At 51.7% G+C, this 860-nt stretch carries 5 tRNA genes and 1 rRNA gene; all 6 read left to right on the top strand.

Features of this window, described 5'->3' with window-relative positions:
- Positions 1 to 220 precede the first annotated feature (220 nt).
- The 6 genes from rrf to QSJ37_RS17840 all read left to right on the top strand — a co-directional run bounded on the left by rrf (position 221) and on the right by QSJ37_RS17840 (position 820).
- Positions 221 to 337: ribosomal RNA gene (gene rrf / locus QSJ37_RS17865) — 5S ribosomal RNA — on the top strand.
- A 10-nt stretch (positions 338 to 347) separates the two neighbouring features.
- Positions 348 to 423, top strand: a tRNA-Val gene (locus QSJ37_RS17860).
- 39 nt (positions 424 to 462) lie between these two features.
- A tRNA-Lys gene (locus QSJ37_RS17855) sits at positions 463 to 535 on the top strand.
- 10 nt (positions 536 to 545) lie between these two features.
- Positions 546 to 630 (top strand) — tRNA-Leu (locus QSJ37_RS17850).
- Positions 631 to 653: 23 nt separating this feature from the next.
- Positions 654 to 728, top strand: a tRNA-Gly gene (locus QSJ37_RS17845).
- 6 nt (positions 729 to 734) lie between these two features.
- Positions 735 to 820: transfer RNA gene (locus tag QSJ37_RS17840), tRNA-Leu, on the top strand.
- Positions 821 to 860: the final 40 nt, after the last annotated feature.

The following is an 860-nucleotide window of genomic DNA, read 5'->3' as shown; positions in this document are numbered from 1 at the left end:
CTCGAAGCCAAATGTTCTTCGCCCGTAGAGGTGCTTGCACCTCAAGGGAGAAGGTTATTTGGCGCAAGAGAGCTAGGCACCGGAGCTAGACAACGGAAAAGCGGAAGCCGCCTATGCAAAACGGCTTTCTTCCAAACGGACGGTTATCTAGTTTTGAGGGAATGAAATTTCTCTTGACAATATCAATGATTGAACTATAATGGAACTTGTCCATTGCTTGCCTAGTGACAATAGCGGAGAGGAAACACCCGTTCCCATTCCGAACACGGAAGTTAAGCTCTCCAGCGCCGATGGTAGTTGGGGCCAGCGCCCCTGCAAGAGTAGGTCGTTGCTAGGCAGTTTATTATGGAGGATTAGCTCAGCTGGGAGAGCACTTGCCTTACAAGCAAGGGGTCGGCGGTTCGATCCCGTCATCCTCCACCATTACTTTACAAATAGAATTAGTTGCTTTTCTCGAATGATGAGCCATTAGCTCAGTAGGTAGAGCATCTGACTTTTAATCAGAGGGTCGGAGGTTCGAATCCTCCATGGCTCACTCTTTGATCGCGGGTGTGGCGGAATTGGCAGACGCGCTAGATTCAGGGTCTAGTGCCCTTTACGGGCGTGGGGGTTCAAGTCCCTTCACCCGCACTCTATAACTCTATATTGAAGATGCGGAAGTAGTTCAGTGGTAGAACACCACCTTGCCAAGGTGGGGGTCGCGGGTTCGAGTCCCGTCTTCCGCTCCATTAATCGCCGGGGTGGCGGAATTGGCAGACGCACAGGACTTAAAATCCTGGGGTAGGTAACTACCGTGCCGGTTCGAGTCCGGCCCTCGGCATATGCGCTCGTAGCTCAATTGGATAGAGCATCTGACTACG

The sequence above is a fragment of the Parageobacillus sp. G301 genome (genome assembly GCF_030268025.1).
GTDB lineage: Bacteria > Bacillota > Bacilli > Bacillales > Anoxybacillaceae > Parageobacillus_B > Parageobacillus_B toebii.
This window is presented reverse-complemented; position numbering and strand designations above follow the sequence as displayed.